The sequence below is a fragment of the Leptospira saintgironsiae genome (assembly GCF_002811765.1).
GTDB classification, from domain to species: Bacteria; Spirochaetota; Leptospiria; order Leptospirales; family Leptospiraceae; genus Leptospira_B; species Leptospira_B saintgironsiae.
Map to the genome: position 1 here is coordinate 137621 of NZ_NPDR01000007.1, position 22799 is coordinate 160419.

A 22799-nucleotide genomic window follows, 5' to 3' on the forward strand; every position below is an offset into this window, starting at 1 on the left:
TCTCGAGGAATTCTTAGATCAACTTTCCATATTGCGGACCAGAGAAGATCTGATCTTTAATAGATTGTTTCGGATCCTTCTCTTTTGGTCATCAGTTAGAAGGATCTCTTTTCTTTCTGCCCTATCTAAAACCAAACTCGCCTTTTCCACGAATTCGATAGCTGCGTCGCTCGCAGATTCTCTCTTCTGCTGCTTTTCTTTAAAAAGATCCAAAGCCTTTTGGACCCCTTTTAATTGTTCTGTGACCGAAACGATTTCTTCTACAGGGGAACTCATGATTGCACTCCTCTATTCGTAAAGAACGTCGATATACTTTTTCTTAGCTTCGGCATGTTCTTTAAAACTTTTAGAAAAGTAATGAAATCCATCCGGTTTTAATAAGAAGAATAAATACTCAGTCTTAGTAGGCATCAGTGCAGCTTCCAAAGAAGGTTGCCCTGGATTGGAAATTGGACCAGGCGGATATCCTTTGTTCATATAAGTATTATAAGGAGAAACAATCTTCAGATCCTTTTCGAAAATACGAGGATGTGGTTTATCAAAAAGATACTGAATAGTAGCGCAAGACTCCAAAGGAATATCTTGTTTTAAACGATTTAAGAAAACACCGGCCATCAAAGGTCTTTCTTCATTTTTTTTGGCTTCTCTTTCTACCACAGAAGCAAGTACAACGATCTCATGTAGTTTTTTAGGATCCAATTCCTTAGCGCCAGGAACCTTCTCCAATCTAACGTAAAATCTTTTGATCATCATCCTTGCGATCTTATCAGCAGGAAAATTCACTGGAACACTGTAAGTCTCAGGGAACAGATAACCTTCTGCATTATTTGCAGGGATCTTAAACTCTCTTAATAATTCTGTTCTGGAAGCAGCATTTAAAAAATCCGCTCTGGATTTAATTAAGTTTTTCTTAACTAACAAGTCACCGATCTGGCGGTTATTATAACCTTCTGGAACTGTAAAAGTTACAAGTTTGACTTTTCCTTCTGTAATAACTTGAAGGATCTTGCGCGCATCCATTCCGTCGTTGATCTCGTAAAGACCAGCTTTAATCTTTCCTGCGGACCTGGTTGCTTTAATTAGAAAAAGGAAATATTTAGAAGATTTTAATAGTCCGTTCTTGGAAAGATTTTCAGTAACCTCTGCAGGAGAATCGCCCGGCTCTACGATGATATCCACTTTTACCTGGCCAGCACCAACAGCTCCCCCTTTGATCTCATCTGTAACAAAGAAGGCGACCACACCCGAAAGTGCAAGTATGCCTAATAAAACAACGGATCTTCTCAAAAATGTATTTTTAAAAATCATAACCGCATCTGCCTCGTATTTCTATCGGCGAAATTTCCTTTTTACGGAACCTCTACTTCCCTAAAAAAGGGATCTCCGGAACTAAGTTTTTTGTACCCGTTTTATCCTGCTCTCTGAAAAAACAGGAATAGTACCCTTCGTGACAGGCTGCACCTTCCTGTTCCACTTCGTACACAACAAAACTTCCGTCTTTGGGTGCTAAGATCCTTTTCAGCTTTTGGATATGTCCAGAAGTATCTCCCTTTCTCCAAAGCTGGTTCCTGGATCTGCTGAAATAAATTCCTAAGGATTCTTTTTGGCTCAGTTCTAAACTTTCCAAATTAGAGAATGCCTGCATCAAAAATAGACCCTTCTCATCCTTAGTGATCACAGGGATTAAACCATTTGAAAATTTGAGGCCATCAAAATTAGAGATCTCAAATAATTCCTTTTCTGAAAAATCAGGATGAGAAATTAGGATAGTGTCTTCGTCGCAGTCTATAAATGTTTTCACGTTAGCCGGAAGATCATTGCGTAGATGTTCCCATTCTGGTTGGGTCATCCTTCTTAATTCCGAAATTTTTCCGGGTTGTCCCCCGGCCCAAATAATAGTAAGCATCCTTTTCCTACATAAACCAAGGACCGACCCGAACCGTCAAGAAAGGTGAGACCTTGAAAATCCTCCCAAGGCCGCACCTAGTGAGGATACTATGCTGCTTCTTTTTCTCTTCTATCCCCGAAGCTGTCGAATCGGACCTCGTCCGCTATTACTTTGACCTTGGAACGGGATTGGCCTTCTTGATTTTTCCATCTATCCTGTTTTAAATGTCCGATTACTGTTACCTTTTTCCCTTTTTTAAGATACTCAGAACAATTTTCTGCAAGCTTCTCCCAGACTTCCACATCCACGTAAGAGACCTCGGATTCTTCTCCTTCTGTTCTTTTGTAATTATGGTTCACTGCCACTGTAAAATTTGTGACGGACTTTCCTGCTTGGGTTCTCTTTAATTCTGGATCAACGGTTAAAAAACCGTCCAGAACTGTGAGTGATAAATTTTTCATAAACATTCTCCTCCTGGGGAATATAGAAGCTACGTGTAGTAGAATGTTTACTCTGCTTGTGATTTTTTTGGATTTAACGGACCTTCTTCCAGAATTTTGATTCTGCGAGAGTCGCCATAAGATGGAGAGAATACAACGGGCCCGAAAGACGGGCCCGATCAATTTATTCTTCCAAAGTGGTAAGGTAAGATTCGCCTTCTAAGATAGAAGATACACCAAGATAGTATTCATCTTCTGGATTGAGTTGTCCGGCAAAAGAATACCAGCCGATAGAAATGCCCAAGAGGAGAGCGGCCGCTACCGCTAATACATTTCTGATCGGAAACTGAACCAGCTTTTTAGAACTTTCTTCTTTTGTGTATCTGTCGATCACACAAGAAGCTAAATTTTTAGACCAGTTCGGATCTGATTTTCTTTTTTCGATCTCTTCCTTCATTGGCAGACAATCTTTTAATATTTTCCCCATACTTCTCCTCCTTCTCTTTTTTCGGAGTTCTGCATTCTTCGCAACATTTCCTTTCCTCTGGCGGCTCGGGATTTTACAGTTCCAGCTGGAACTCCCAAAACTTCAGCGATCTCTTTTTCGGAATATCCGGAAAGATAATATTGGATCACACTTCTATACGCTTCCGGTAGATTTCCAATCCAAAGTTTTGCTTTTTCCCAAGTAGGAAGATCTTCTCTATCCTCTGGAAGTTCTTTATCAAAAGCGAAACTTCTGGAATCTTCTTCCGATCTTTTTCCAGCCTTCTCTGCTTTGGTTTCTTCTCTCATCAGATTTTCATTCATACGAATGGATTCATTTCTGGCGATTGTGTATAACCAAGTGGTCAACTTGGAGTCTCCTCTGAATTGACCTTTTTGTAATGCCTTATAAGCACGAAGATATGTTTCCTGTGCGACATCGTCTATCGCATATGCAAAGCGTTCATACAAGTAACGGGAGATCGCCGCTAAGACGATCTCCCTGGTCTCTTCTACGAAGCGGGAAAATTCTGCCTCTCCCATTTTACCTCCGAAAGACTTTGGAAATTAATCCTCGTCTTCCTTATCGAATTTACTTTGGAACTTAAGGATTAGATCCGCAAGTTTCCCTCTTTGTTCGGGAGTTAATACCGCGTGGAATTCCACTGCCTTTTTGGTGAAAAATACTCTAAGAGCTGCGATCTTTTTCTCTCTTTCTTCGCCCAGTTTGTTCCATTTTTCAGGATTCAATTTATCTGCCCGAAGTTCTTCTACTGCTTCCTTAGGAAGGAAGTGTCCGCCCAATTTAAGCTCTTTACGTTTTGCAAGCACGTCCTCTTTAATTTTATCAAGGGCTGCCGCTTGTGTATCTGTTAAATCCAATTCGGACTTAAGTTTTTTGACGATATAATTGGCTCTTTTCTCATGAGACATCCATTTGTGATGGCATCCTTGAGTTAGAAGGGCGGTAGTCCCCAGCACCAACAAAATCGCGGTTATTTTCGTAATTTTGCGAAACATTCATTTCTCCTCTTTATGCTCCTGGGACCGGAGCCTAAAAAGTCGGTTCCAAAAAAATTAAGAAGAAAGTATGAGAATATCTTCTTCCTTGATCTCATATTTGGAAGCCAGACGGGTCACGAGAGAGGCCAGAAGTTCCTGAGCCTTTTTATGATAATAGAACTCTTCTCCCACTTCTATAAAGAACTTACGAACTCCAGGGAGTTCCTTTAGTACGAAGGCGATCTCTTGGGCAATCTTCTCTGCATTTTTTTGGAAAGGACAACCTACAAGTTTCACTCCATTTCCATAAGATACGTTTTGTGTCCTTTCAATGGAGAAAGGAAATTTCTTTTTATCCACGATCATGTCATCCGGGATCTTGAGCACAGAGACTATCTTTTGCAGAAGTTTATCTGGATCGAAAGGTTTAAGGATATAACCCACAAGTTGTTTGCTATGGGCAGCGGCCATCACATCTTCCTTTTCGTTACTGGCTGTCAGAAAGACGATCGGGGTATTTTTGTTCAGATCTGGGACCTTACTTGCCAAACGGACCCCCGAAAGTACGGGCATCATATTATCCAAGAGGATAAAATCATATTTTGTTTTTCTTAATTTTAGCTCTGCGGCCATTCCATCTACAACATGGTCCACTTCGAAATTGAACCTTTCCAAAAAATGAATGAGCAATTCAGCAGAACTTTCGTTATCTTCCGCAAATAAAATTTTAAAGAAAGATTGGACCATAAATCTGAAACTTTTCCTCAATCAAGCGCCGGGCCCCAAAGGAGCCGACATAAAACTTTTATTCTTCGTAAATTATCAATTTTTATAATGTTCCGTCGACGATAAAATTTCAGTGAATTTGGCCTAAAAATAAAAAAACGGGACCCCGATTTCTCGGAGATCCCGTTTTTATTTTAAATCGGGAAGTATATTAGATTATCTTCCGGCTTCCCAATATCCTTCCGAATACTGGTCAGTAAGATTTGCCCATACTTCTGAAACTCCCTTAGCAGTTTTTGCCTCTTGGAGTTTTTTGTTCTCATATGGAGTTAAAGGAGAGGAGAAGTTCCAGCCTCTTGCAGAACATGCGCTCTTTCCGTTTGCCCAATTTCCAGAAGCGTCTGTGATTGCCCAGTTTCCGCTTCCATCTTTACATGCATAACGATAGCTATTGGAACATTTGTTATCATTCCAACGTCCGCTTCCTACGATCTGAAGGCAATCTTCTGCTCCACCGTAATCATTAGGCTCTGCGTTATCCCAAGACCAAAGTCCTTGTTTTGCAAAATCTGGACTGAATTGGTCAATTCCGAATACGCTGATCCCGCAAGCTAACATCTGAGCAATATTATCGTTTGTGAATACTCCACTTTCTTTTACACCATCATAGATGCCAAAGTAGTTGGTACTATCATTGAATACACGGGTCATAGTGTTATCGTATACACTTCTGGACCAGTTACAGCTAGGATAACCTTGAAAAGCTTTCGGGCTGATTGTATTACTTCCGAAGAAGATCCTTTTTGAGTATTGGTTCCAAGCTCCGTCGTAACAACCATTGCTCATCATTAAGATCCTTCTGTTAGAAGAAACCATGTCTTTGAGTTTTGGCATGTTTGCTGCGCTCGGAATATCTCCGCAAGAACCACTGTATCTGTATAGATAAGGATCCAAGTAGTTTCTTACGATACCTAAGAACTCATCCTGTCTTCCATCCAGATAATCCTCGAAATAAAGTACCAGAACTTCGTTCCTGTTTTCAGGAGAAGAAATCCAATTGCGAATCTCTTCTAATCCTTTACTTGCAGGACGATCGAATACGTTACATCCTAAATCGTTGGATTGAGCATGACAAAGTAAGAAATCGTTTTTGAAATTCGTGCTCAGATAATAATGAATATCTAATTCTATAAACCTAGCCCCTAATCTCAACTGATCAGTAAGAGAAACCTGTTGGTTCGGAAAAGCGTAAGAAAAGAAAGGTCCTGCATACGCTTTGCTATTATATGAGTTATGTGTGCCGTAAAACAAAGCTTTATGCACTGGTAGGTTTGCTGCTACTTGCACTTGTCTTTGTACAGCGAGTGATTTTGCTTCCGCGGACTTTTCGAATATATCGATCGGACTTTCAGTTACCGCTCCCCTGCTTGCAAATAAACTAGTCGAAGACAAGCTTATTAGAAAAACAGTAAGCATGATTAATTTTCTCTTCATATTTCCATTCACCTTTTTTACTTCTGTGAAAGCATAATATTTCGAAGGCTTAACTTGTAACAAGCTTCTTCTTATAAGTGGCTTATATTGTTTATTTTTATGAAGAACGAATGTTATTTATAATTTATTGATGAATTAGTGGGAGTTCAAACAAACAGAGTTAAGTGAGCGGCCACTCATATATTATATTTTCTTAATGTATTTTTCAGAAGAATCTGATCCACAACTTATACAGAGCTCATCAATCCCGATTTTCTTTAAATGGATGACCTGAAAACAACTTGTTCCATTGGAAGAAGGTCTCCAAAATGCGAAACATGCCAGCAAAGAAGAAGTCCAAAAAGAGCAGTTCGTCCCCTAAAAAAGGGATCAAATACGAAGACAAATCTCCAGGACAACCAGAACTAGTTCCAATTTTTAATGAGATCAAGAAGCTGATGAAACCCTATATAAAGGGAACTCTTAAAGAATGGGGAGATTCTAAAGGCCAATACGGTTTAGTCAGCGAGATGGAGATCGAAATAAACGGCAAAAAGAAGCCTGAAATTTATTTTTCAGGAGCACTCGTTCAAAAAGGATATGTGGGATTTTATTTTATGCCCGTGTATTCTGAGCCTGAATTGAAAAAAGTTTTACCACAAGAACTCCTGAAATGTTTAAAAGGTAAAAGCTGTTTTTATATAAAGAAGAATGACCCGGTCCTTCTTTCTCAAATCAAAGACGCCTTAAAATTAGGATACGAAGATTATAAGAAGAAGGGCTGGGTAAAATAAGATCGTCACTTCCCTAAGAAAATTTTTAGAAAGTATTCTCTTAATTCAGGAGAAGGCATAATCTGATAATGAGATAACCCTTTTAAGATCTTAACTCTGTTTTCAGGATTGGATTTTTTACGAAATACAGAATCACTAAAAAGAGTAAGACTTGGTTTTTCTACGATCCCATCTCCGATCCAAGAAGACCAATCACCTTCTTCTTCCGAAACAAAACTGTAAATTTGGTAAGCGTCTATATCATCCAGCTCACCAAAATATTTATCTTTTCCGTATCTGCCTAGATGTGTACCTTCTTTCCAATCTTCTTCTCGAATAATTCCGTGAGAAAGATCCTTCATTGCTTCACTTCTTTGGTTTCCGATATAACCGACTAGCTGCACCGGAAACACAGGCATAGCCTCAGCTCCAAGTCCCAACCAGAATCCTACTTTTTCAATATAGGAACCTCCGTCGGGAGAACTAATAAATAATACTTTTTGAATATTAGAAGAAAGTGGATTTCCTTCTTTTTTAGAAGAATAAAGAGCACTCCTAAGGATAAGTCCACCCTGACTATAAGTGACCACGTCGAATTTTTTCTTCTTTAATTCAGGATCGTCCAAAACCTTCCTGACTAACTCCAAAAGTTTAGATCCATTCTCTGAAATATGTGAACCAGGATTGAATCTAAGATAAAATGGATAATAATTTTCTTTAATTAGAATTTCGGAGAAAGAAGGTTCTCCATTCTTAATCCAAAGACCTTCGTCACAAAATAGCCCAGGCACACAAAGGATCGGTTTTTTAGATCCAGATTTTTTCCAATCTGCCAATACTTCTTCTGGACTTACATCCTTTCCATCTAAACGAAAAGATGCCTGGATCTCTGAAGTAGTGATCATCCCTGCAAAGGATTCTCCTACAACGCTGGAAACCGAAATATTTTCGAATACCTTTCTTTGTATCAAAGATTCTGTTTCACTCAATGCTTCTAATGCAGTATGCATTGCTTGTGCAGTAGATTCGAATGCTCTAGATAGACCTTCTTCAGTTTTACTTCCGGCTTCTCCTAAAGACCTTCCTGCATCCTTTAGGAATTCTCCAAATTTGGTTCCGTTTACTGTAGGTGTTTCTGAAATTTCAGATAAACTTTTTGCACACCATTCGAATGAACCTGTGAGTGCGGATTTAACTCCGGATAGAACACCAAGAGAAGTGTCTCTTGCGAATGAAACTGCGAATTTTCCCAACTTCATGCTGGGTTCTGTAGGTTTGTATGGCATATTTTAAATTCTTAACTGTAAAGCGCCGCCTCACTATACGTAAAAACCGCGGGCCGTCAAGGGGAAAGATAAGAGAATTCAGATATAAAGAAGCCTGAAAGGCTTCTTTATTTTTAAGATTCGATTAACAGGCGAGTTGAACGAAGCTGATTGCGTCGGACTTGCTGAATTCTTCCTCTTCTTCTACAAAGCCTAAGAACAGAGCTTGAGCTCTCATTCTTGCAATATGAGCAGAAGGATAGTCCATCACGCAAAGTGTTTGTTTGCCCAAGAAATCTTTCTCTTCACCAAGAGAGAGTATGGGTTCGCTTGATTTGCGGACTCCGGCTTTCTCACCAAAATCCAAGATCAATCTATAAGCTTTTTCCCCATGATCAAGAAGCAATTCGAAACCAATTACTTTACCGACTCTTAAGTCTAGATCGGTAAAAGGTCTTTCCGAAACTAAGTTTGTATATTCAGTCGATTCCATCATTTAGTATAACCAGTCTTATATAATTATTTGACAAAAAAATTACAAAGAAGGTCCAAAAATCGTTGTTAGACTGCGGGTAAATCTAAGAAAAATCTAGTGTATTCATTGGAAGCACTTTCGAAGGAAAGAAATCCTCCATGCTCTTTCACTATACCAAGGCTGACAGAAAGTCCGAGCCCTGTTCCCTTATCTGCTCCTTTAGTAGTGAAGAAGGTATTGAAGATAGACTTACCGATTTCCTGAGGAATTCCAGAACCCAAATCTTCTACAGTAATCCGAACCCAGGGTTTTCCACCGATCTCTTCCGGTTTAGCGGTTATGATCATTCTTTTGTTTTCATCATATTCCGGATAACGTTGGTTTAACGCATCTATCCCGTTATTGATTAGATTCAAAAGTACCTGAAGTATCTGCCCTTCTTTACACATTACGGAAGGAAGATCAGGATGAATATCCAAATCCAATTGGATACGGCTCATCTTTAATCTTTGTTCCGCGATAGAACGTGTCTTTGATATTAATGCAAAAACACTTACAGGCTCAAAGGCTGCTTTTTCCTGTCTGGCAAATCTTAATAGATCTTTTACCATTACAGAAATTCTTTCCCCTTCTTGTTTGATCTTAGAAGCAATCTTTTGGGCCTTATCTATATCCATTTCTCCTTTTGAGATTAACTGTGCGTAGTCAATGATTGCCATGATAGGATTATTGATCTCATGGGCCATGGCCCCTGCTAAAAACCCCATTGCTTCTACTTTCTGGCTTTGTCTGAGTTGTTCTTCTATTTCAAACTTTTCTTGTTCCGCTCTTCTTAAAGCTTTATGTTCTTCTATTTCTCGGATTGCTCTTCTTAGGGCTGGGACAAGTTTTACTAACCTATCTTTCAGGACGTAATCAGTTGCGCCCCTAGTCAGAGTTTGGATGGCTGCGTCTTCTCCGTACGTTCCGGAAACAAATATAAAAGGAGTAGTAGGACATTGTTCTTTAGCGATGGTTAATGCGGATAAACCATCAAAATTAGGAAGTGAATAATCCGAAAAAATAAAATCAGGCTTCTCGTCTTCGATTGCCCTTAGGTATTCGTCCCGATCTTGGACATGGACAGGAATATATTCAACTCCTCCCCTTTTTAATTCCCTTTGGATAAGCTCTAGATCGGTAGAAGAATCTTCTAAAAAAAGAAATTTTAGTGCTCTCATGTCAATGCACCGATTTATTTAATATACACCAATATTGTCCTATTTCAGATACCGTTACGATTAGCTTTTCAAATTCTACAGGTTTGATTATATAACTGTTTACGCCTAGTTTATAACTTTCTACTATATCTTTCTCTTCCGCGGAAGAAGTTAACATAACTACAGGAACAGTTCTTAATTTTTCATCTGACTTGATCTCTCTTAACACCTCGAGACCGTCTACTTTTGGCATTTTTAGATCTAATAATATAAATAAAGGTTTTCCGCCGGATTCTCTACCTTCATATCTTCCTCTGCAAAACAAAAACTCTAAAGCTTCCTCTCCATCTTTAACATGAAAGACTTGATTTACTAAATTATTCTTTCTAAAACCTCTCAGAGTAAGTTCTGCATCGTTCGGATTATCTTCCGCATAAAGTATATCATAGTTTCCCGATTGATTCATTCTTCTCTATTCCTTGCTCGGTATTGTAAAATAAAATGTAGCGCCTTGCCCCATCTTTCCTTCTGCCCAAACTTTTCCACCATGCCTTTGTACGATCCTATCCACGATCGCAAGTCCAATGCCAGTTCCAGCAAATTCTTCATTCGAATGTAGTCTTTGAAATACTTTGAAAAGTTTATGGGAGTATTGATCGTCGAAACCAACTCCATTATCTTTTACAAAGAATGTGCGATTTCCCTCTCCGCTTAAAAAGCCTATTTCCACGAAAGGATTTTGCGATTTTGAGGAATACTTATACGCGTTTGAGATCAGATTTAACCAAACCTGCTTTAACATAGAGGCATCCCCTCTCACTGGAGGAAGTTCTGAAATTTCCACTATTGGGCTTCTGGATCCGTATTCCTGATTGATGATCTCTATTGAATCAGAAACCATATGTTTCATATTGATTGAATCAGATTTTGGCTCTAACTTAGATACACGATAGAATGCTAATAGATCATCAATTAATTGCCCCATAAATTTAGAATTGGAGGCGATCACATTCAAAAGTCTAAGAGCTTCTGGTTCTAAAACTGTGGAATAATCTTCCAACATGATCTTTGTAAATCCGTCTATTCCTCGGATAGGAGCCCGCAAATCGTGAGAAACAGAATAACTGAACGCTTCCAATTCCCGATTTGCATATTCTAATTTCCGAATATTCTCTTCAAGATCCTGATTCAGTTTATTTATCTGGAATTCTTTGAGATTCCTCTCGGTCACATCCAGCCATTCCACGACACTTCCGAGTCTTTTACCGGAAGAATCGATGACAGGGTCAGCGCTTAAATTAAATTGTCTACCGCCTATAGAAACGGAACTTTTATGAGTATTGGTAAATGTAGAAAGTATATGCCTTTGTTTTTCTGGATGAACATGAAAAGAATCTATACATGATCCGAGTAAAGCCTCCGGAGAAAAATTCGGAAACTGATTGCGAATATTTTCCTTTGCGGCTTGGAACATGTTCACTACTGAGCGGTTTGTATACACCACATTCAGATCGTTGTCCGCGATCATAATATTGCTGGAAGCGCAATCCAAGGCAGATTTGATCATTAGAATTTCTTTATAGAACGCTTCTTTTTCAGAAAGTGTGCGTTCCAGAAGGTTATTCTTATCGAAAAGAATATTTTCCGCCTCTATCCTAAGATCGGATTCCTTTTTCAAGAATCTATAAAGTATAGCTAAGATGAGTATATTAAAGGAGATCGAAAAAAATAAGACCCAATCCGTGATCTTCTCCTTCATTTTAGAATCAAGGGCCCTTTCAGCAAGAAGTGTAAGCTCTTTTTCCTTCAGTTTGTCAATTGATCGGTCAATCTGATTCTCTAATATTGCGTTTGCGGTCTCTTCTTCTTTGTTTTTGAATATAGAACGACCTATCTTCTGGACCAATTCGTTCCTTTGGATGAGTAATTCCTCTAATTCAGAAATACCGTCTTGTTGTATAGGATTGTCTCTGGTGATATATTTGAGCTCACCAAGTTTGAAGAATAAATTCTGTTTTTCAGTTTTATAATATTCTAAGTCCTCTTTTTTTCCGGAGGCCAAAAAGAGCAAAAATCGGATCTTAGATTCTTTTACCGAAGAAGCTAAATTTTCTAATCTGGAAAGTACACTGAATGTATGAGATTCCCAATCCTTAGATTGAGCTAGATTCCTATTGCTGATCCAAGAAGAAACGCCTATTAATAGGCTTAAAAAACCTATTCCGACAACTCCGAATCTTAGTTTAGAATCATATGAAAGCATGATAAGGAAAACATAGATTAAAAGTTTATAATCTTTTAATTCTACTTCATGTTTGATCCGCGTATTTTAAATATTTTGACTTCATTTTGCAAGATATTTACACAGTTTGGACAAAATTAATTTCCTAAACCGATTATTATCTTTTAGTCACTTGATTAAGTCACATTAGATCGAAAGATTTATATTTTATCTAGCGCTTGTCTGATCTTTAGAACTTGAGAATTTTCGGGTTCAAGTCTTTGAGCTTCTTTCAAAAGATGTTTTGCTCTTTCATAATTTCTTAAAGCGATCGAGATCCTAGTCAAATTGATTAAATTCCTAACATGATCAGGTTCTCTCAAAAGTAGCCTTTCGCCGAAATCTTGAGCTTTTTGGAATTGTTTGGCTCTTCTTGCTACGTAAGAAGCAATGAATAGTATTTCTTTGTCCACTGGACGAATATTCAAATATTCTTCTGCAAATTGTGCAGCCTTGGAATAGTTCTTCAATCGAATGTGATACTTAAGTAATCCTTTTTTTACTTCAGGTAGACGATTGTCTAGTGAGTCAGCTTCTTCAAAGAAAGATAATGCTTCTTTGATATTCTTATCTTGAGATTTCTCTTTGGCTTTTCGGAGAAGTTGTCTGATCTTCTCCTTCTCTTGGATCCTTTCGATCCCACCTTCTTCTTTGAAAGAGATACGAACCAAGGACAAGTCGTCAGTTAAAGAACCAACTTTTTTTATAGATTCATATATATTAGAAAGTTCTCCGTTTCCTTCTTCTATTAACCTTAAGAAAAGTTTTTCATTATCATTGATGATCCTTGCGCCTTCTTCATCGTTTCCTATCAGGATATCGTCTCTTCCGTCCGATCCAGCAATTATCACATCGCCAGGCAATAGCTGGAATGTTTTCACTGAAATTTTTCCATCCATTCCAGTGGTTCCTAATTTTCTGAACATAAGATCTTGTTCGATAAAGTCTGCTTTTCCATCTCGGTATAGCGCAGTCCAAGGATGTTCTGCATTAATATAATATAATGTCCCAGAATCTTCGTCTATTAGCCCGATCACTGAAGAAACAAGCATCGAACCTTCGAAACTTTCGAATACTTTATGTAATTCTATAAATGCGTTTTTCAGCCATCTTTCTGGAGACTGCTCTTTCATAGATCCTACGATCCGAGTTCTTTCTATGATAGATTCGCAGACGGCTCCCAAAACCAGGGCTCCTCCTGCTCCTTGCATAGATTTCCCCATTGCGTCCGCGTTCAAGAATACTATATAACGTTGCCCTCGGAGTGTGATCTGGTTAGAGATATTCATATCTCCACCGATCTCATCGTTAAATCTGCGGAAGCTGAATTTTTTCTTTTGTTCTATTAGAAAATCAACTTTAACATTTTCAGATGCTGCTTTGTTTGCACCTAAAGGTTTGATAAGAAGCGAAGTAAGGAAATAATCTCCATCCTGTTGTTGTTTAAGTTCATTTACTTCTTCCAAAGTTTTTTCTAATTCTTTGGTTCTATCTTTTACTTTTTCTTCCAACTCATCTGCGTATTGTTCCAGTCTTTTTCTGGCAGCGAGGATACTTCTCGCCATTTTATTAAAAGACCTGGCGATAAATCCAATCTCGTCCTCAACCCGAGGAGTTAGTCTATATTCTAAATTTCCTGAATTTACTTCAGTTAATCCCACAACCACTTCGTCCATAGGAACTACAATCGCATTCTGAAAGAAAAACCTAAATCCTATAACAATCACGAAAAATGTCAGGACCATAGAAGCGACTAAGATAAAACTTGGATCATGATGGAATATTCTATAATCCTTATATTCAAATCCTACTTCATATATCTTTCCGCTCAGATTCGGAGCAAAATAATAGGCAAGATACATCACGGGCTTAGGGTCAGAAGGAGAATAGATCCTTGTACCTCGATAGATCCTCTCTCCCGCAAAATGGATCGGAGCCAAAGAATTTAGTACAATCTTAGAGACCTGCTCTGCAGATTTATCCGAATTTACCGCTTGGATCGCAGATTGTTTTACATAAGCCAACGTTTCTGACAATCCTACATCAGCAGAAACAAGTAATCCTTCGATAGATTTTTGTTTTTTGCGATCAGGAAGCCTGGAGTACTTATTTCGAATAATATTCAGTTTTCCGTATATTCCTCGGAAATAATCTTCCATATCGGAATCTTTTACTGTTTCATTATTTTTCGATTTCAGGAATGCACGAATACCAGTGGCATAGGCTTTAAAGTCATTTGGAGAAGTTTCCAAAATCGTTTCTGTTCTTTCTAACCTTTCTTTTGCAGGCAAACTTCCTATATTAGAGATCTTTTGTTTTTCTCTAAAGAAACGGACTTCTAACTCATCTTCTTTTTTAAATCTAGGATCTTTATTTCCTCTTTCCGACCGGAACTCATTCTTTTCCGGATCGTAAGAAACTATATATGCCAGACCTTGTGGATCTTTTTGTTCCTGGACTGCGATAGAGCTGTCCCTTCTTTTCATGTCATCGTAAGTTCTTTCATATCCATTCAGAATAGAATAACCTACCAATTGATAACATACGAAGAATGTAGCTAATGAAACTCCGATGATCCGATTTAAGATCGTAGTTCTTTCTTTTGTAGCGTTTACATATACGATCATGATCAGGAACATTCCGGTAACCATTCCTAGGTTAAAGGATTGTTGGTATGTAGCTCGTGCGACTGTTCCGTTTCGACTAAGTGCGTTTAAAATTCCTGGAACTACTGTGATCACGGCGTAGCTAAGAAGAATATAAATTACAGACCTTCTCTCTTTTCCAGTTTCTATGATCGCTTTCCAAATTCCGATCACTAGATAACATACTTCGTAGAATAAGATTATATATATAAAATAACTATAAAATACATGGACCTCATAATCCCAATAATGACTTCCTGGAACAAAAGATCTAGGAGCGTCCCAGCTAACATATACGTAGTAACCAGTGACTACTAACACTCCCAAATAAAGAAGCCAATAGAAGATTAAACCTGGTAAGATCCCTTTCTTTCTAGGTTCAGGAAAATAGATGAAAAATCCTACTAATTGAGTAAAACTCATCAAAGGTCCTGCAACTGCAATGACCCTATGAAAAATTGTGCTTTCGTCGAAAGAGATAAAGCCCCAAAAATATCCGATATTATGAAAAACCGTAGTTAAACCACAGACTCCCAAATGGAAGGCGGCCATACTTCTTTCCTTAATAGTAAGAAAAAAGAAGCCAGCATAAAAGAAGTATAGAACGATTAAGATCGAACCGAAAGAGTAAAAGTTAAAGAATAACGGATCCATTGATTGGTATATAAAAGTAAGTCCCGGAAGCTTAGAGTAACGATCCGACTCGGATCAAGCGTAATTTATTTCCAAAATTTTGTTGGACTTCTTAGATTTGTCGGAATTCCAACAGAAATTATTTAAGGTTCTTTATAAGCTTTCCTTCTTTGCATAAAGCACGTTCTAAAAAGGAATCTTCTTGACCCAGGGAGCGAAAACCAGAAGCTTACTGGAAATATCGGCCTACCATTCTTCTCCGATTCATGCAAACATCTCCTAACAACAAACTTCCACTTTATATACTTTTCCCGATCTTATTCTGCTTAGCGTATTTACTAGCAAATCCAGGATTCTTTAGCCAACCTTATCAAGAGACTGGAGATTATGCCGCCAATGCTCTTCAGATCTGGAAGGCAGGAAAATTAGAAGAAAGTTTAGGAGCATACTCTCGCTTTTTAGTAAATCATCCTGGGCCAATCGTATTCTATTATCTGGCACTCGCAGAAAAAGTATTCTTCTTCATTAAATCTCCTCACGGAGCTCATTCCATCGGGATCGTTCTTTATAATCTTTTTTTTCTTCTGATCGGTTTAAGGATTCTTTATTCAAGATTAGAGGAGAACAGATCTACAGTTCTATTATTCGCATCTTTGGTGCTAGGATTAACTCCGCTCTTACCAAATGCATTCTCAAATATCTGGGGACCAGGAGTAGTTCTTTTACCAAGCTTGGTATTGATACTTTCTTTAACTGATTTTTCCCAGGGTTCTATCCGAAATTTTTTTTGGTTCGTGGTTTGCGCGAATATAATTGTTCAAAACCAGATTGTTGGAATTTCATTTATCATTCCAATATTTGCAGTTGGATGTTTTTATTTTTATAAGAACAAAGGATTTTCTCAATATAGAACAAAAGAGTTCGGATTGAGCATTCTATTTGCTGTAATCTTTACAATCGTATGCTGGATCCCTCCACTAATAGAACAATTCACTAATACGCCAGGAAACTTAAGTAAGATCATAGGATTGGCTCTTAAAAATTCTACCTTTCATAAATTAGGCCCTACACTACAATATGTTCTGTCTTACTATGTTTCTCCACTTAGTATTCCAAAACAGATCCCTGCACTTTTAGTAGTCGGTGTATTGTTTGGGATCGCCACTTTCTGGAAGGATAAATTACAAGAATTTGATAGATCATTACTCAAAATTCTGACCTGGGCATTCTTCATTACATTATTTGGCGCATTCAAGATGAAAGGAGGCCAAATCTCCCATATCTATTGGTTCACTTACGTTTTGGCTGGACTTCTTTATTATCTGAACTTAAAGATCATCTTATCCAAATTTGAATTTCCGAATACGAGAAACTTCCAAATATATTTTATTTCTATAATATTCCTCTGTATTGCAATCTACGGCAAAAATGCGGAATTCGAATACGATGATAGACCTGAAAAATTCATAACTGCAATTTCTCCTCAAAAAGAAACCAAATATAGAATTCGATGGAAATCCGATCCAAAAGATTTTGGACAAGGAGATCTTAGTTTAGGGATTCTTCTTAGATTAACTAGAGAAGGATATAACTCCTGCCTAAATGAAGAATGGCATTTTTTAGTTCCAAAATCTTTCCGATGTCCTGACTCGGAACCTGCAGTTACGATCACATTAGAGACACCAGAAAAAGAAAGTGAAGAGTTTCAAATCCTAAATAAGGGCTCCTTTCACTATAAATCCACAATAGTAAGGATCATTGAATGAAAGAATATTTCCTGGGAATTTTTAGACCTGACGAAAGGGAGATCGCACCCTTTAACGGGGCAAGAACCTTAGGTTTTTTTATGCTGATTTACGGACATATGTACCGTACAGTTCAGATCTTTATTCCGGATATCGATCCTTACTTAAGAAATTTCCTAAATAACGGTTCCGTTTGTTTGGATCTATTCTTTCCATTGAGTGGATTTCTTATCGCAAGCCCTTTGTTTGCCGAATTGGAATCTAAAGGAACAATCAACTGGAAGTTTTTCTATTTAAAACGATCCTTACGGATATTTCCTCCGTTTTATATTTTCCTAATATTACAATACTTTGTGTTTATTCCTGCAATGCTCAGAAGTGCTCCGCCTGAATTCGTAGACCAGATAATAGCTGCCAAAAGTAAGATCTGGTTCGATTTTCTATATCTTTCCGATTATTTCAAAGGAACTATGTTTCACGGATGGTCTCTATCTTTAGAGGAACAATTCTATATCGCTTTTCCGATCTTTCTTTTGGGTATTTTCAGATATGTTCCAAAACGTTTTAGACTTGGATTCTTGATCCTACTTACTGCGGCACCTTTAATCTATCGTGCCATCTTCATGTATACGGTAGTCTTAAAGACAACAGGTTCAGAAAGTGTAGATCTATATAATGGATATATCTATTATCCATTCCACGGACATATAGATTCAGTTCTCTATGGAATTATATTCGCATATATATTCAATTTTCATAAATCGTGGGTTGAAAAAGCACTTCAATTAGGGCCTTGGGCAAATTATCTGCATGCAGGACTTTGGATCGGACTTCTTGCTTATACTGCGCTCGTAAATGAATTTGAAATGGGATTCCATCAGATCATTCGTTACCCGAGTTTTGCTTTATTGTGGATTGGTATTTTTATTCTCTCTATGAGAAAAGGAGATCCGATCGGAAAATTCCTTTCTTGGAAAGGTTTCTCTCCTTTTGCAAAATTATCCTATTGCGCGTATATCATTCATATCGTGGTAATGACTCCGATCTCTAGAAAATTGCTGTTTGCGGATAAACAATTGCAACAACACGAATTCTTGCTTTATACAATCCCTGTTGGACTTACAGTTTTCTTCTTCGCGTATTTCTATCATTTGATCACTGAAAAACCGTTTGCGATTCTGAAAGATAAATTGATCGCAAAATACAAAGTCAAGATGACCTCCCAAGTTTTCAGCGAACAATTACAGAAGGTTTCTCAATCGTAAATTAGAACAAAGACTTGAGATATCTCAAGTAATAGGGACATAAACGAAGTTTTTTCGGGAGAAATTCCCGAAAAAAGTCTCATTCTCTTCATTTTCTAAAATTATTAGGGAAGAAGGGTGCAAAGAAGTTCGTAAAAGGGCGTTTTTTGCTTGCTATAAAAAAATCGAATATGCACACAAGGTTCGTTACCCACATGGAAATAACGGTTCAAGGCGACATCCACATCATCAAAATTTCCGGATCCATTCTGCAATCCGACAGCGAGGAACTGGACCGCAACCTGAGCGACCATAATTTCGAACCTTCTCCTAAGATCATAATCGATCTTACAGAGGTGAGTCATATTTGCTCAACTGCGTTGGGGATTCTAGTCTCCTACAAAAAAAAGTTCAACTCCGCAGAGGGAGATATTATCATCGTAGTAAATGATGACGATCTTCTCCAACTATTCGAGATCACAATGTTGGACAAAGTGTTTAAAGTGCTTCCTACAATCGAAGATGCTTTTGACGAGTTCAAATTGGGAAATTGAAATCCCTTTCTTTAGCTTCTAATAATTCCCATAAAGTTCGCGAAATTCGAGCCATCCTTTCTCCTTTAGGGTTCACACTATCAACCCCTAAGGAGTTAGGTATCGATTTCGGTCCGGAAGAAACCGGTAAAACTTTTACTGAGAACGCTCTTCTCAAAGCCAGGGATTTATTCTCTCTTTCTAAACTTCCATCCTTAGCAGACGATTCAGGAATTTGTGTAGAAACTTTGGGTGGAAAACCTGGAGTCTATTCAGCCCGTTTCGGCGGAGAAGGTTTAGATGACGAAGGACGAGCAAGACTTCTCTTGGAAAAAATGGAAGGAAAAGAAAATCGAAACGCAAAATACGTATGTGTTATTGCGTTAGTCACCTCAAGTGGAGAATTTACTTTCGAAGGAGAATGTCCTGGATTGATCTCCGATACTTATGATACAAGCGGAAATGGATTTGGATATGATCCAATTTTTTATTACCCACCCTTCTCCGCTCATTTTTCTCAAGTCTCCGATGAGAAAAAGAATTCAGTCTCTCATCGTAAGAAAGCCTTGGATGAGTTAGTAAAATACCTCAAAACATATTCATAAAACTGAATATATCTGATCTTACTCGGCTTCTGTAAGAACAGGTCCACCTGCCAGGCGTTTGTAGAATTCTTGGCCTTCTCTTTCTAAGAACTCTTCGTAAGTACCTTTGAAGTCTCTGATACCTTCTGTGGTAACTTCCAAAACTCTGGTCGCAATTGAACTTACGAATTCCCTATCGTGAGAAACAAATAAGATAGTTCCTTCAAATTTAGTTAATGCATAGTTCAAGGACTCGATTGATTCCAAATCCAAGTGGTTTGTAGGTTCGTCCAAGGCCAAAAGATTATCTTGAGTCAAGATCATCTTTCCTAAAATGATCCTGGATTTTTCTCCCCCGGAAAGTACCTGGGTTGGTTTTTTAGCCATGTCCCCACTGAAAAGCATTCTTCCTAAAATAGCTCGGATCTCTTCCATCTCAGTGCCTGGAGGCGCATATCTATATAACCATTCTATAATGGAATCAGCGTCTTCACCGATACCTTCTCTATGATCTTGAGGAAAGATAGAAGTCTCTACGGAATCTCCAAAAGCTACCGATCCGGAATTAGGATCTATCTGTTTCATTAGAGTTTTTAACAGAGTAGTTTTTCCAACTCCGTTCGTTCCGATAATTGCGATCTTCTCCCCTTTGGTAATATTGATCGTAAAATCCTTAAAGATAACTCTGTCCTCATAGGATTTAGTAATATTATCCGCAAGAATTACATCCTTACCGAGAACTCTTTTCATTTTGAATACTATATAAGGGAATAATCTAGAAGAAGGTCTGATATCCGCCATATTGTCTTTGATCTTCTCAATCATCTTCTGGCGAGAAGTAGCTTGTTTAGATTTTGCAGCGTTTGCACTGAATCTGCTTACGAATTCTTGTAGTTCTGCAATCTTTTCTTTTGCTCGTTTGTTATCAGACTGAGCTCTTTCTCTCGCGGCTTGAGAAGCTTCCATATACTCGTCATAGTTTCCAGGATAAACAGTCATCGTCTGATAATCTAAATCGCAGATATGAGAAGCAACTGAGTTGATGAAGTGACGGTCGTGGGAGATAACAATAACAACTCCCTTATAGTTCAGTAAGAAAGATTCCAACCAGTTAATTGTCTTGATATCCAAGTGGTTGGTAGGCTCATCCAAAAGTAGAACATCCGGTTTTTGGAATAGAACCTGAGCGAGCAATACTCTAAGTTTAAAACCGCCTGTTAAAAAAGAAAGTGTCTGGCTATGGATGTTTGTAGGAATTCCTAAACCTTCCAATAATTCTCCAGCTACACTTTCCGCTTCGTAACCACCCATTTCCCCGAAAGCTTCTTCTAATTCGGAAACTCGGATACCGTCCTCGTCGGACATTTCGGGTTTAGAATAAATTTCGTCCCTCTCTTTGGCAACTGTCCAAAGTTCTTTATTCCCCATCATCACAGTATTTAATACTGTTTCGTTTTCGTATTCGTAATGATCCTGTTTTAAGTAACCTACTTTGACTCCTACATCTATAGAGACAGAACCAGCAGCAGCTTGTTCCATTCCAGCAAGGATTTTCATAAAAGTAGATTTACCGGAACCGTTGGCTCCGATCAGACCGTATCTGCAGTTTTCCTTAAACTTAACTGTAACGTTTTCAAAAAGAATTTTCTTTCCGAAATTCAGAGATAAACCCGAAACGCTGATCATACAACCTACCTAAACACCGAAGGAATCTTATTAAAAGAGGGGATAGGACCATAGTTTATAAGGTGCTAGAATTCGCCAAGCGAATCCTAGGCTTGGTCTATTCGCTCAGTTTACGTAATTCTTCAATTCCAGGTAGATTAGATAAGTCTGGAACAATTACAATTTCTATCCTTCGATTCGCAGTTCTATTCTCAACACTTGTATTCGGGACAGAAGGACGAGAAGATCCCATAGAAGCTGCACTGATCCTTTCTTCAGGCATTCCGGATTTTACCATTGTATGTAATACAGTTAAAGCTCTTGCTGATGCAAGTTCCCAGTTGGAATATCCTTTAATACCTGTAGGTACATCATCCGTATGACCTTCTACTTGGAATCTTCTTCCATGAAGAGAAGATAAGATCCCAGTGACTTCTTTAATTGCATCTATTCCTTTGGATGATAAACTTGATGAGCCAGGAGGGAATAATATATCAGAAGAAAGTATTACTACCATTCTTCCATCTACGATCCGGATCTTAAGTTTTCCTGAATCGATCATTCCTTTAAAACTTTCTAATAAACTTCTGTAATCAGCGATCCTTCTTTCTGTTTCTTCCTGGATCCTTTTCATATCTTCTACTGATCTTTGGAGAGAAGACTTATCTTTTTCTAAATTAGAAAGATCCTTTGCTTTCTGGTCGTACATCGCTTGTAAGGCGTCATACTTGGATTGAGAAACGCAGTTAGATAGAATGGAAATTGAGGCAACGGCTAAGGTGATAATACCCAGATTCGTTTTCATGATTCCTCCGAGTTTTGTCTTAGAACAAGGGCGCATAATTGATTTATCGTTTTTTTCCGACTTTTCCTAAGAGATTCTCCTCTATTTTCCGAATTATTTTCGAAAAAACCTGGCGAGAAAGTTCAATCCGAGTTAGTCTGTTAGTAATCATGCGATCTTTTCTATTAGAACTTTCCCGACTAGGATTCTTTCCCTTAATTTTGTTTTTATTCTTAATTATCCAATCCGGTCTATATTCCCAAACTTCTCCGCCAAATCCACCAGCTAACTCAAAAGAGTCCATTGCAGGAGGACCTCCTACATTCAAGAAGTTGGTAGAAGAAGTTAAGGTTTCTCTGAAAGACAGAGGATATGTAGTAGATAGAAAATCACATTTTACTGGTTCAGTGTTCAAAGGGAACACAGTATCTTTCAAACTTCAGTTTCCAGAAGGTAAAGACAGAAAGATCGTCCGTAAGTTAGGAGTGGGCCTCGCACACGAAAATCCAGACCAATCCGTAATGGTGCATATCTTCCAATCAGATAACGAAGATAGAAAATTATCTCCTTTGTTCACAGGATTTGTTGAACCTTCCTTCGTTTATGAATGGGAAGCAAGATATGGAGAGAATCATTTCTTAGTAGAGATCAGATTAGATGAATCAGAGTCTAACGTTGCAAACTTCGAATTAATATTCGGCAGTCAATTATACACTCCTGCAGCAGCATTCGGGCGAGAAGAAAAAGACCAAAACTTAAACCAACCTGGTTCTCCAGGCAAAAAACAACCAGGAGCAGAAGGAAGGCTTCCAGGTACGAGTGAACTGAACAACTATTTCGAAGTTTTTAAAAAAGAGTTCTGAACATTATTAGTTATTGAATTGCGGAATTCTGGCGTTTGTTATATCTTCGCCAATATAGTGAAATTTCTATCCTAAAGGATAGATCATCCGGCGAT

The 22799-nt window shown here is 38.2% G+C and carries 23 protein-coding genes; 6 read left to right on the top strand and 17 right to left on the bottom strand.

Features of this window, described 5'->3' with window-relative positions:
- Positions 1 to 18 precede the first annotated feature (18 nt).
- The 9 genes from CH362_RS15655 to CH362_RS15695 all read right to left on the bottom strand — a co-directional run bounded on the left by CH362_RS15655 (position 19) and on the right by CH362_RS15695 (position 6036).
- The gene (locus tag CH362_RS15655; RefSeq protein WP_100711257.1) at positions 19 to 276 is read right to left on the bottom strand and encodes a hypothetical protein; all 258 of its coding nucleotides are present in this window, start codon (positions 274 to 276) and stop codon (positions 19 to 21) included.
- 12 nt (positions 277 to 288) lie between these two features.
- Complete coding sequence (gene mltG, locus CH362_RS15660) at positions 289 to 1308, bottom strand: endolytic transglycosylase MltG (RefSeq protein WP_100711258.1); 1020 nt, start codon at positions 1306 to 1308, stop codon at positions 289 to 291.
- Positions 1309 to 1360: 52 nt separating this feature from the next.
- Positions 1361 to 1906: a phosphoribosyl-AMP cyclohydrolase gene (locus CH362_RS15665; RefSeq protein WP_100711259.1), complete on the bottom strand. Its 546-nt coding sequence runs from the start codon at positions 1904 to 1906 to the stop codon at positions 1361 to 1363.
- A gap of 89 nt (positions 1907 to 1995) precedes the next feature.
- On the bottom strand, positions 1996 to 2349 hold the full coding sequence (locus tag CH362_RS15670; protein ID WP_100711260.1) for a single-stranded DNA-binding protein: 354 nt from the start codon (positions 2347 to 2349) through the stop codon (positions 1996 to 1998).
- 163 nt (positions 2350 to 2512) lie between these two features.
- On the bottom strand, positions 2513 to 2815 hold the full coding sequence (locus CH362_RS15675; RefSeq protein WP_100711261.1) for a hypothetical protein: 303 nt from the start codon (positions 2813 to 2815) through the stop codon (positions 2513 to 2515).
- Complete coding sequence (locus CH362_RS15680) at positions 2800 to 3357, bottom strand: RNA polymerase sigma factor (RefSeq protein ID WP_100711262.1); 558 nt, start codon at positions 3355 to 3357, stop codon at positions 2800 to 2802. The genes CH362_RS15675 and CH362_RS15680 overlap by 16 nt, the downstream gene beginning before the upstream one ends.
- 24 nt (positions 3358 to 3381) lie before the next feature.
- Positions 3382 to 3834: a Spy/CpxP family protein refolding chaperone gene (locus CH362_RS15685; protein ID WP_174704471.1), complete on the bottom strand. Its 453-nt coding sequence runs from the start codon at positions 3832 to 3834 to the stop codon at positions 3382 to 3384.
- A 57-nt stretch (positions 3835 to 3891) separates the two neighbouring features.
- The gene (locus CH362_RS15690; RefSeq protein ID WP_100711264.1) at positions 3892 to 4563 is read right to left on the bottom strand and encodes a response regulator; all 672 of its coding nucleotides are present in this window, start codon (positions 4561 to 4563) and stop codon (positions 3892 to 3894) included.
- 195 nt (positions 4564 to 4758) lie between these two features.
- On the bottom strand, positions 4759 to 6036 hold the full coding sequence (locus CH362_RS15695) for a phosphoinositide-specific phospholipase C-related protein (protein ID WP_208859595.1): 1278 nt from the start codon (positions 6034 to 6036) through the stop codon (positions 4759 to 4761).
- Positions 6037 to 6344: 308 nt separating this feature from the next.
- Between CH362_RS15695 and CH362_RS15700 the strand changes: the two genes are divergently transcribed.
- Positions 6345 to 6809 carry a DUF1801 domain-containing protein gene (locus tag CH362_RS15700; RefSeq protein WP_244280616.1) on the top strand — a complete coding sequence of 155 codons (465 nt, stop codon included), beginning with the start codon at positions 6345 to 6347 and terminating at the stop codon, positions 6807 to 6809.
- Positions 6810 to 6814: 5 nt separating this feature from the next.
- Here CH362_RS15700 and CH362_RS15705 read toward each other — a convergent pair whose 3' ends face one another.
- From CH362_RS15705 to CH362_RS15730, 6 genes are all read right to left on the bottom strand, one after another.
- Positions 6815 to 8074 carry an esterase/lipase family protein gene (locus CH362_RS15705; RefSeq protein WP_208859596.1) on the bottom strand — a complete coding sequence of 420 codons (1260 nt, stop codon included), beginning with the start codon at positions 8072 to 8074 and terminating at the stop codon, positions 6815 to 6817.
- Between the two features lie 124 nt (positions 8075 to 8198).
- Positions 8199 to 8549, bottom strand: a complete 351-nt coding sequence (locus tag CH362_RS15710) for a CsaA family protein (RefSeq protein WP_100711267.1) — start codon at positions 8547 to 8549, stop codon at positions 8199 to 8201.
- Positions 8550 to 8614: 65 nt separating this feature from the next.
- Positions 8615 to 9748 (bottom strand): hybrid histidine kinase/response regulator LvrB, encoded by a 1134-nt coding sequence (gene lvrB, locus CH362_RS15715; RefSeq protein ID WP_100711268.1) that lies wholly within the window; start codon positions 9746 to 9748, stop codon positions 8615 to 8617.
- 1 nt (position 9749) lies between these two features.
- A complete protein-coding gene (locus tag CH362_RS15720) occupies positions 9750 to 10193 on the bottom strand; it encodes a response regulator (protein WP_100711269.1) in 444 nt (147 codons plus the stop codon).
- A 6-nt stretch (positions 10194 to 10199) separates the two neighbouring features.
- Positions 10200 to 11990, bottom strand: coding sequence for an ATP-binding protein (locus CH362_RS15725; protein ID WP_100711270.1), 1791 nt, complete (start codon positions 11988 to 11990; stop codon positions 10200 to 10202).
- 179 nt (positions 11991 to 12169) lie between these two features.
- The gene (locus CH362_RS15730; protein WP_100711271.1) at positions 12170 to 15307 is read right to left on the bottom strand and encodes a SpoIIE family protein phosphatase; all 3138 of its coding nucleotides are present in this window, start codon (positions 15305 to 15307) and stop codon (positions 12170 to 12172) included.
- A 245-nt stretch (positions 15308 to 15552) separates the two neighbouring features.
- Here CH362_RS15730 and CH362_RS15735 point away from each other — a divergent pair, with 245 nt between their 5' ends.
- The 4 genes from CH362_RS15735 (at position 15553) to rdgB (ending at position 19413) form a co-directional block, all read left to right on the top strand.
- Positions 15553 to 17052 carry a hypothetical protein gene (locus CH362_RS15735; RefSeq protein WP_100711272.1) on the top strand — a complete coding sequence of 500 codons (1500 nt, stop codon included), beginning with the start codon at positions 15553 to 15555 and terminating at the stop codon, positions 17050 to 17052.
- Positions 17049 to 18296: an acyltransferase family protein gene (locus CH362_RS15740; RefSeq protein WP_100711273.1), complete on the top strand. Its 1248-nt coding sequence runs from the start codon at positions 17049 to 17051 to the stop codon at positions 18294 to 18296. The genes CH362_RS15735 and CH362_RS15740 overlap by 4 nt, the downstream gene beginning before the upstream one ends.
- Positions 18297 to 18490: 194 nt before the next feature.
- Entirely contained in the window at positions 18491 to 18829 is a 339-nt protein-coding gene (locus tag CH362_RS15745) for an STAS domain-containing protein (protein WP_010514772.1), read from the top strand.
- Complete coding sequence (gene rdgB / locus CH362_RS15750) at positions 18826 to 19413, top strand: RdgB/HAM1 family non-canonical purine NTP pyrophosphatase (RefSeq protein WP_100711274.1); 588 nt, start codon at positions 18826 to 18828, stop codon at positions 19411 to 19413. The genes CH362_RS15745 and rdgB overlap by 4 nt, the downstream gene beginning before the upstream one ends.
- Before the next feature lie 18 nt (positions 19414 to 19431).
- Here the strand turns inward: rdgB and CH362_RS15755 are convergent, their stop codons facing one another.
- Positions 19432 to 21078 carry an ATP-binding cassette domain-containing protein gene (locus CH362_RS15755; RefSeq protein ID WP_100711275.1) on the bottom strand — a complete coding sequence of 549 codons (1647 nt, stop codon included), beginning with the start codon at positions 21076 to 21078 and terminating at the stop codon, positions 19432 to 19434.
- Positions 21079 to 21175: 97 nt separating this feature from the next.
- Positions 21176 to 21862, bottom strand: a complete 687-nt coding sequence (locus CH362_RS15760; protein WP_208859597.1) for an OmpA/MotB family protein — start codon at positions 21860 to 21862, stop codon at positions 21176 to 21178.
- Positions 21863 to 22011: 149 nt separating this feature from the next.
- Here CH362_RS15760 and CH362_RS15765 point away from each other — a divergent pair, with 149 nt between their 5' ends.
- Entirely contained in the window at positions 22012 to 22704 is a 693-nt protein-coding gene (locus CH362_RS15765) for a hypothetical protein (protein ID WP_100711294.1), read from the top strand.
- Positions 22705 to 22799 lie beyond the last annotated feature (95 nt).

Coding starts and splice junctions, on each gene's coding strand:
- CH362_RS15655 (WP_100711257.1), bottom strand. CDS start 276: ATGAGTTCCCCTGTAGAAGAAATCGTTTCGGTCACAGAACAATTAAAA.
- mltG (WP_100711258.1), bottom strand. CDS start 1,308: ATGATTTTTAAAAATACATTTTTGAGAAGATCCGTTGTTTTATTAGGC.
- CH362_RS15665 (WP_100711259.1), bottom strand. CDS start 1,906: ATGCTTACTATTATTTGGGCCGGGGGACAACCCGGAAAAATTTCGGAA.
- CH362_RS15670 (WP_100711260.1), bottom strand. CDS start 2,349: ATGAAAAATTTATCACTCACAGTTCTGGACGGTTTTTTAACCGTTGAT.
- CH362_RS15675 (WP_100711261.1), bottom strand. CDS start 2,815: ATGGGGAAAATATTAAAAGATTGTCTGCCAATGAAGGAAGAGATCGAA.
- CH362_RS15680 (WP_100711262.1), bottom strand. CDS start 3,357: ATGGGAGAGGCAGAATTTTCCCGCTTCGTAGAAGAGACCAGGGAGATC.
- CH362_RS15685 (WP_174704471.1), bottom strand. CDS start 3,834: ATGTTTCGCAAAATTACGAAAATAACCGCGATTTTGTTGGTGCTGGGG.
- CH362_RS15690 (WP_100711264.1), bottom strand. CDS start 4,563: ATGGTCCAATCTTTCTTTAAAATTTTATTTGCGGAAGATAACGAAAGT.
- CH362_RS15695 (WP_208859595.1), bottom strand. CDS start 6,036: ATGAAGAGAAAATTAATCATGCTTACTGTTTTTCTAATAAGCTTGTCT.
- CH362_RS15700 (WP_244280616.1), top strand. CDS start 6,345: ATGCGAAACATGCCAGCAAAGAAGAAGTCCAAAAAGAGCAGTTCGTCC.
- CH362_RS15705 (WP_208859596.1), bottom strand. CDS start 8,074: ATGCCATACAAACCTACAGAACCCAGCATGAAGTTGGGAAAATTCGCA.
- CH362_RS15710 (WP_100711267.1), bottom strand. CDS start 8,549: ATGATGGAATCGACTGAATATACAAACTTAGTTTCGGAAAGACCTTTT.
- lvrB (WP_100711268.1), bottom strand. CDS start 9,748: ATGAGAGCACTAAAATTTCTTTTTTTAGAAGATTCTTCTACCGATCTA.
- CH362_RS15720 (WP_100711269.1), bottom strand. CDS start 10,193: ATGAATCAATCGGGAAACTATGATATACTTTATGCGGAAGATAATCCG.
- CH362_RS15725 (WP_100711270.1), bottom strand. CDS start 11,990: ATGCTTTCATATGATTCTAAACTAAGATTCGGAGTTGTCGGAATAGGT.
- CH362_RS15730 (WP_100711271.1), bottom strand. CDS start 15,307: ATGGATCCGTTATTCTTTAACTTTTACTCTTTCGGTTCGATCTTAATC.
- CH362_RS15735 (WP_100711272.1), top strand. CDS start 15,553: ATGCAAACATCTCCTAACAACAAACTTCCACTTTATATACTTTTCCCG.
- CH362_RS15740 (WP_100711273.1), top strand. CDS start 17,049: ATGAAAGAATATTTCCTGGGAATTTTTAGACCTGACGAAAGGGAGATC.
- CH362_RS15745 (WP_010514772.1), top strand. CDS start 18,491: ATGGAAATAACGGTTCAAGGCGACATCCACATCATCAAAATTTCCGGA.
- CH362_RS15755 (WP_100711275.1), bottom strand. CDS start 21,078: ATGATCAGCGTTTCGGGTTTATCTCTGAATTTCGGAAAGAAAATTCTT.
- CH362_RS15760 (WP_208859597.1), bottom strand. CDS start 21,862: ATGAAAACGAATCTGGGTATTATCACCTTAGCCGTTGCCTCAATTTCC.
- CH362_RS15765 (WP_100711294.1), top strand. CDS start 22,012: ATGCGATCTTTTCTATTAGAACTTTCCCGACTAGGATTCTTTCCCTTA.